Annotated in this window: 5 protein-coding genes; 4 read left to right on the top strand and 1 reads right to left on the bottom strand. The window is 73.0% G+C overall.

What is annotated here, in order from left to right; genetic code table 11:
- A partial coding sequence (locus tag WMJ97_RS13705) for a PEP/pyruvate-binding domain-containing protein (protein WP_347349564.1) occupies positions 1–2,479 on the bottom strand: 2,479 nt, incomplete at its 3' end.
- Positions 2,480–2,607: 128 nt separating this feature from the next.
- Between WMJ97_RS13705 and WMJ97_RS13700 the strand changes: the two genes are divergently transcribed.
- The 4 genes from WMJ97_RS13700 (at position 2,608) to WMJ97_RS13685 (ending at position 6,476) form a co-directional block, all read left to right on the top strand.
- On the top strand, positions 2,608–2,955 hold the full coding sequence (locus WMJ97_RS13700) for a hypothetical protein (RefSeq protein WP_347349563.1): 348 nt from the start codon (positions 2,608–2,610) through the stop codon (positions 2,953–2,955).
- Positions 2,955–5,447, top strand: coding sequence for a nitrite reductase large subunit NirB (gene nirB, locus WMJ97_RS13695; protein WP_347349562.1), 2,493 nt, complete (start codon positions 2,955–2,957; stop codon positions 5,445–5,447). The genes WMJ97_RS13700 and nirB overlap by 1 nt, the downstream gene beginning before the upstream one ends.
- A gap of 56 nt (positions 5,448–5,503) precedes the next feature.
- Positions 5,504–5,818, top strand: coding sequence for a Rieske 2Fe-2S domain-containing protein (locus WMJ97_RS13690; protein WP_347349561.1), 315 nt, complete (start codon positions 5,504–5,506; stop codon positions 5,816–5,818).
- A gap of 112 nt (positions 5,819–5,930) precedes the next feature.
- The gene (locus tag WMJ97_RS13685; RefSeq protein WP_347349560.1) at positions 5,931–6,476 is read left to right on the top strand and encodes a DUF488 domain-containing protein; all 546 of its coding nucleotides are present in this window, start codon (positions 5,931–5,933) and stop codon (positions 6,474–6,476) included.
- Positions 6,477–6,873: the final 397 nt, after the last annotated feature.

The raw sequence follows: 6,873 nt of genomic DNA, 5'->3' as shown, positions 1-6,873 counted from the left end.
GGTCGCCGGAACGGATGCGCCGCGTGGCGACCGCGGTGCCCAGCACCGCGGGGATGCCGTACTCGCGCGCCACGATCGAGCTGTGCGACAGCGGGCCGCCGATGTCGGTCACGACCCCGGACGCCCGCGCGAACAGCGGCGTGAACGCCGGCGTCGTGATCGGCGCGACGAGCACCTCGCCCGCGTCGAGGGACGCGAAGTCCTCCGGTCCCATCACGACGCGGGCGGTCGCCGTCACACGGCCTCCGCTGGACGCCGTGCCGCGGAGGGGGCCGCCGTCGACGGCGTCCGTCCGGGCGGGCATCATCGAGCCGAACCAGCGCAGCCACTGCGCCTCGGGCAGGATCTGCGGCGGCGTGGCCCGCCGCTGGCCGCGCCAGGTCGCCTTGCGCTCCTCGACGATCGCCCGCAGATCGGACGCCTCGCTCAGCTCCGCCTCGCTCAACTCCGCCGCGCGCAGCCAGTACACGTCGGACGCCTCCGCGATCGTCCCGGCCGCGACGAGCCGGCGCCCCAGTTCGGCGCAGATGCGCCGCATCGCCGGCCAGGCGAGGCCCTGGTCGGCGAGGGCCTCCTCGCGGACGGGGGCGTCCCGCTGGGCCCGGCGCAGCAGCGCCCCGATGAGGGCGCGCCGCACCGGGTCGAGACGGGCGAGGAGCTCGCGCGTGACCCGCTCGCGGGTCTGAGCGAGCGCGCGCTGCCGGGCGTGCGGGTCGGCGTCGGAGTCGAGGTAGAAGCGGACGGCGTCCAGCACCGGCGTCGGGTCGTCGGCCGGGACGGGCGCCATGAAGTCGAGGTTCGCGGTCGTGTGCCCGAACTCGCGCAGGTAGGCGTCCAGGCGCGTCCGCCAGGCGCTCGCGACGAACGGATCGAGGCCGGCCAGGTCACCGGCGCGCAGCGCGTCGGGCAGCCCCGGCTGCCCGGACGCCCACCGGGCCAGGTCGTAGGCCCCCTTGTCGGCGCGGATCGGCTGGGCGTCGAACCCGACGACGAACGCCGCGGGCTCCGGGTCGCCCGGACGCCGCGCAAGCCGGGTGTACGCCGCCGCGAACAGGACGTCGTTCATCGACGTGAACGGGATGACCGCCTGGACGGCCGTGTAGTACACGCAGCCGGCGTGCAGCAGTTCCTGGAGCCCGGCGACCAGCGCGGCGTCGGACAGCGGACGCAGGTCGCGGTCGTCCCAGCGGGCGACGACGTCGCGGTAGGCCGGCAGGGAGGTCTCGCGCCACCGATTCACGGGCTGCAGAGACGACCGCGGCCCCAGGACGCGGCCGAGGAAGCCGGGCGTCTGCGCGAGCAGCCGCAGGAACGTCGCGCGCGAGTAGTAGTAGTACGGGTAGCCGTTGATCAGCGGGAACGCCACGTCGGGGAGTCGAACCCCTGCCAGCTCGTCGAAGAGGGCCCCCAGCGAGCGGACGACGGCGTCCGGGACGAGGTCGGCGAACAGCGGCGACAGCGGGTCGGGCATCTGTTCGATGATGGACGCCCGCACGTACATCCCCGTCGGATCCTCGATCGGCCAGTCGGTCGGGACGTCCCCGACCCGCGGCGGCAGCGCGGTGATCGGGCGGCTCTGCAGCACGACGAACCGGCCGCCGGCCCGCGCCCACTCGACGTCCTGCGGGGCGCCGAAATGCGCCTCGATCCGCTCGCCGAGGCGCGCGAGCTCGACGGCCTCGGCGTCGGTCAGCACGGGCTCGCGACGGCGTTCCTCGGGGACCGCCTCGGTGACGGTGCCCTGGGCGCGCGGCCGCGTCCAGACGGCCTTGTCGGCGGTGACGCGCTGCACCACCCGCCCGGACGCCGGCTCCACGACGAGCGTGTCGGGGGTGACCGTGCCCGACACGACCGACTCCCCCAGGCCCCAGGCGGCGTTCAGCGCGGTCTGCTCGACGCGGCCGTTGTCGGGGTTCGCCGTGAACATGACCCCGGACGCCTCCGCCTCCACCATCGTCTGCACGACGACGGCCACGGCGACGTCGGCGGGCGCGAAGCCCGCCCGGCGCCGGTACTCGACCGCGCGGGCCCCCCAGCCGGACGCCCAGCAGCGCCGGACGGCGTCCAGCACGGCCTCGCGGCCGCGGACGTTCAGGTACGTCTCCTGCTGCCCCGCGAAGCTCGCGCCGCCGAGGTCCTCGGCGGTCGCCGACGACCGGACGGCCACCGGCACCGACTCCCCCAGCCCGTCGTAGGACGCCGTGACGGCGTCCGCGAGGCCCTCGGGCCAGTCGGCGTCCGCGATCAGCCGGGCGGCCAGCGCCTCCACGTCGGCGGGCGCCCAGTCGGCCGCCGCCCGGACGATCTGGTCGCCGATGCCGGCGTCGGTCACGAAGCGGCGGTAGGCGTCCGTCGTGACGACGAAGCCGGGCGGCACGTCGAAGCCGCCCGCCAGCAGCTCGCCGAGGTTCGCGCCCTTGCCGCCGGCGCGATCGAGGTCGGAGGCCCGCAGCTCCGCGAGGCCGGTCACCATGCTCATGACGCCCATTCTGGCCCCGGCCGGCGGCTGCGCGTCCTCCGAACCGGGCTCGATCGCGTGAGAGGGATGTCACAGCATCGACACACGGCCTCATCAAATCCGTCATATCGCTCGCGCACGATGGTCGCATGATCTCCCAGAACGTCTTCCTGCAGGGTGCGTACGACTTCTCCGGCGCCGGCCTCGCGGCCCCCCAGGCCGTCGACGCCGAGCTGACCCACACCGTCCCCGACGGCGTCGTGGCCCAGGCCGTCTACTTCCGCGGCGGCAACTCCAGCGACGAACTCGCGGTGGTCTCGCTGGTGAAGGACGGCGTCCCCGTGCGCCTGTTCCCCATCGGCGCCAAGGGCTCCGTGCACGTGCCGCTGCGCATCGTCGAGGACCTCATCGGCGGCACCGTCGTCGAGCTGCAGGTCGCCGCGCCGGACGGGGTGAGCGGCACGATCGTGGTCGACCTCGGCCTGGTGGAGGTCTGATGGCGAACAAGCAGCGTCTGGTCGTCATCGGCAACGGCATGGCGGGCGCGCGCACGGTGGAGGAGATCCTCACCCGGGGCGGCGGCGACCTGTTCGACATCACGATGTTCGGCGCCGAGCCGTGGGGCAACTACAACCGCATCATGCTCTCCCACGTGCTCGCGGGCGAGGAGAGCGACGCCGACATCTTCCTCAACACGATCGAGTGGTACACCGAGCACGACATCACGCTGCACGCCGGAGTCCGGGTGACGCGCGTCGACCGGTTCGCGAAGGTGGTCTTCTCCGACGACGGCGCGCAGACCGCGTACGACAAGCTGATCTTCGCGACGGGCAGCCACTCGTTCATCCCCGACATCCCCGGCATCAAGGACCGGCACGGCGAGCTGCGCCAGGGCGTCTTCGGCTTCCGCACGATCGAGGACACGCGGGCGATGCTCAACTACGCCGCCCAGCATCGCCGCGCCGTCGTCCTCGGCGGCGGCCTGCTCGGCCTCGAGGCCGCGCACGGCCTCGCGCGGCAGGGGCTCGACGTGACGGTCGTCCACAGCCGGGCCACCCTCATGAACCAGCAGTTGGACGCCGCCGGCGGCGACGTCCTGCGCGGTGCGATCGAGCGGCTCGGCATCACCGTGCTCACCGAGTGCCGGACGGTCGGCGTCATCGGCGGCTTCCGCGAGCCGGTGCGCGGCGTGAAGCTGCAGGGCCACGACGACCTCGAGACCGACATGCTCGTGGTGACGGCGGGCATCCGTCCGGAGACGGCCGTGGCGCTGACGAGCGGTTTCACCGTGTCGCGGGCCATCGTGGTCGACGACACGATGCGCACGGTCGACGACCCCGACGTGTTCGCCGTGGGCGAGTGCGTCCAGCACCGCGGCGAGGTGTACGGCCTGGTCGCGCCGCTGTGGGAGCAGGCCGTCGTGCTGGCCGACCAGATCACCGGCGCGCACCCGGACGCCACCTACACCGGCACGCGGACGGCCACGAAGCTCAAGGTCGCGGGCCTGGACGTCGCCGCGATGGGCATCCAGAGCCCCGAGCGTCCCGACGACGAGCAGATCGTGTTCAGCGAGCCGAGCCGGGGCGTGTACAAGTCGATCATCGTGCGCGACAACAAGGTCATCGGCGCGACGATGCTGGGCGACTCGCGGAAGGCCGCCTTCCTGACGCAGGCCTACGACCAGGGGCTCCCCCTCCCCGAAGAGCGCGTCTCCCTCATGTTCGACCTCGGTGGCCCCGCCGAGGAGACGAGCATCGCCGAGCTGTCCGACGGCGCGCAGGTCTGCAACTGCAACGGCGTCGACAAGGGCACGATCGTCTCTGCCGTGCGCGACAAGGGCTGCACCTCGGTCGGGCAGGTGATGGACCTGACCCGCGCGGGCAAGGGCTGCGGCTCCTGCAAGGGCATGGTCGCGCAGATCGTCGAGTGGGCGGCCGGCGACGCCCTCACGGTGGACGCCGCGGCGTCCTACTACGTGCCGGGCGTGCCGCTGGACAAGGCGTCCCTGATGGCGGCGATCCGGGCGCAGAACCTGCGCTCGGTCAGCGCGGTGTTCGCCGCGCTCGCCCCCGAGGGCAAGGACGACGCGAAGTCGAAGATGGGGCTGGCGTCCCTGCTGAAGATGATGTGGGGCGCCGACTACGTCGACGAGCGGGACGCGCGGTTCATCAACGACCGCGTGCACGCGAACATCCAAAAGGACGGCACGTTCTCGGTCGTCCCGCAGATGAAGGGCGGCGTCACGTCGCCCGACCAGTTGCGGCGCATCGCCGACGTGGCCGACAAGTACGAGGTGCCGCTGGTGAAGCTGACCGGCGGTCAGCGGATCGACCTGCTCGGCGTCCGCAAGGAGGATCTGCCGAAGATGTGGGCCGACCTCGACATGCCGTCGGGCTACGCGTACGGCAAGTCGTTCCGGACCGTGAAGACCTGCGTCGGCAAGACGTTCTGCCGGTTCGGCACGAACGACTCCACGCAGCTCGGCATCGACCTGGAGACGCGCTACCAGGGGCTCGAATCCCCCGCGAAGATGAAGCTCGCCGTCTCGGGCTGCCCGCGCAACTGCGCGGAGAGCTACATCAAGGACGTCGGCATCGTCGCGATCGAGGGCGGCTCGTGGGAGATCTACATCGGCGGCGGGGCCGCGACGGAGATCCGCAAGGGCGACCTGCTCGCGACGGTCGACGACGAAGAGACGGTCATCCGGCTCGTCGGGCGGTTCATGCAGTACTACCGGGAGAACGCCAACTGGCTGGAGCGGAGCTGCAAGTTCGTGCCGCGCATCGGCCTGGAGGAGATCCGGGCGATCATCGTGGACGACCGCGACGGCCTCGCCGCCGGGCTCGACGTGCGCATGCAGGCGTCCGTGGACGCCTACGTCGACCCCTGGCTCGAGCGCCGCGAGCCGCGGACGCCGGGCCAGTTCGAGTCCACGCTGCCGCTGATCCCGCTGCCGCTCGTGCCGATCAGGGAGCCCGCGCATGACTGAGCGTCCCAGCACCGTGTTCGCCGTCGTCCGGACCGAGGAGACCGAGGAGTCCGCCCATGCCTGAGACCACCGCCGAGGCCGTCTGCACGCTGGCCGACCTGCCCACCGACCAGGCGCGGGTGTTCCTGGTCGACGGCGAGCAGGTCGCCGTGTTCCGGATGCGGTCGGGCCGGCTCCACGCCGTCCAGGCCGTCTGCCCCCACCGCGGCGGACCCATCGCCGACGGCCAGGCCGACGAGCGCGTCGTGATCTGCCCGCTGCACCAGTACGCGTACGACCTGGAGACCGGCGCGTGCACCAACGGCGAACAGCCCGCGCTGCGCACGTGGCCCGTCACCACGGACGCCGAGGGGCGCGTGTTCGTGGGCTAGCCGGGTGGGCGTCCGGGGGCCGTGGGCACCGCCCCGCGTCGTCTTTCAGGCGGGGTCTGTCAGGCGGGTCTTTCGCACGGCGCCTTCTCACGCCGCGTGGACAATGGGACGGGTGAGCGACCGCGAGTTCTGGACCATCGGCCACTGGACGTGCCCCCAGGACGCCTTCCTGCGCCCGTTGCTGGGCCAGGACGTGGACCTGATCGCCGACGTCCGTGCGCAGCCGGGGTCACGCCGCAGCCCCCAGTTCGGGCGCGACGTCCTGCCCGGTTGGCTCGAGGACGCCGGCATCGGCTATCTGCACCTGCCCGAGCTCGGCGGGCGGCGTCCGAAGCAGCCGGTGGACCCGGCCGTCAACGGCGGCTGGACGAACGACAGCTTCCACCGCTACGCGGACTACACGCTCTCCGACGAGTACGAGGCGGGGATCGCGCGGCTGGCGTCCCTGGCCGACGAGCACCGCGTCGCCCTGCTGTGCGGCGAGCCGATGCCGTGGCGTTGCCACCGCTCGCTCATCGCGAACACCCTGACCGCCCGCGGCGGGCAGGTCTGGCACCTCATGGGGGACGCCGCCCCGCGGCTCCACGAGTTGGGCGCGTGGGGGGCGACGCCCGTGGTCGACGACGGGGTGGTGACCTACCCGCCCGACGCGCAGTGACCCGTCGGGAGGGCCCCGCCCGGCACGCCACACCTGACACGCCACCCCTGCCAGGCCGCCCCTGACCCAGCCGCCTCCCTCCCCCGGCCACCCCTGCCTTGGCGCCTCTGGCGCCCCTGGCCAGCGCCCTTGCCCGGCGCCCCTGCCCCGCGCCCCTGCCCGGCGCCCCTCGCCAGCGCCCCTGGCCAGCGCCCTTGCCCCCGGCACCTCTGCCCCCGGTGGGACGCGACCGGCTATGGCTTGCCCACGCCTCGTGAGCAAACAACAGGGTCCCGCGCGCTGCCCGCCGGGGCCGTCATGGTGCCGGCGATCGGCGTCCCGGGCCCCGGTCTGGGCGGAAACGCCTGCAGCGTTTCGAGAACGCCTGCAGTAAGCCGCGGAACGCCTGCAGCGTTTC

The sequence above is a fragment of the Nigerium sp. genome (assembly GCF_039811905.1).
In the GTDB taxonomy this organism is placed as follows: Bacteria; Actinomycetota; Actinomycetes; order Propionibacteriales; family Propionibacteriaceae; genus Propioniciclava.
Note: the sequence above shows the minus strand (reverse complement) of the source record. Positions and strands in the feature narration are given on the sequence as shown.

What these genes read in the sequence shown, in the direction of transcription:
- WMJ97_RS13700 (WP_347349563.1), top strand. Translation starts at nt 2,608, where the DNA reads ATGATCTCCCAGAACGTCTTCCTGCAGGGTGCGTACGACTTCTCCGGC.
- nirB (WP_347349562.1), top strand. Translation starts at nt 2,955, where the DNA reads ATGGCGAACAAGCAGCGTCTGGTCGTCATCGGCAACGGCATGGCGGGC.
- WMJ97_RS13690 (WP_347349561.1), top strand. Translation starts at nt 5,504, where the DNA reads ATGCCTGAGACCACCGCCGAGGCCGTCTGCACGCTGGCCGACCTGCCC.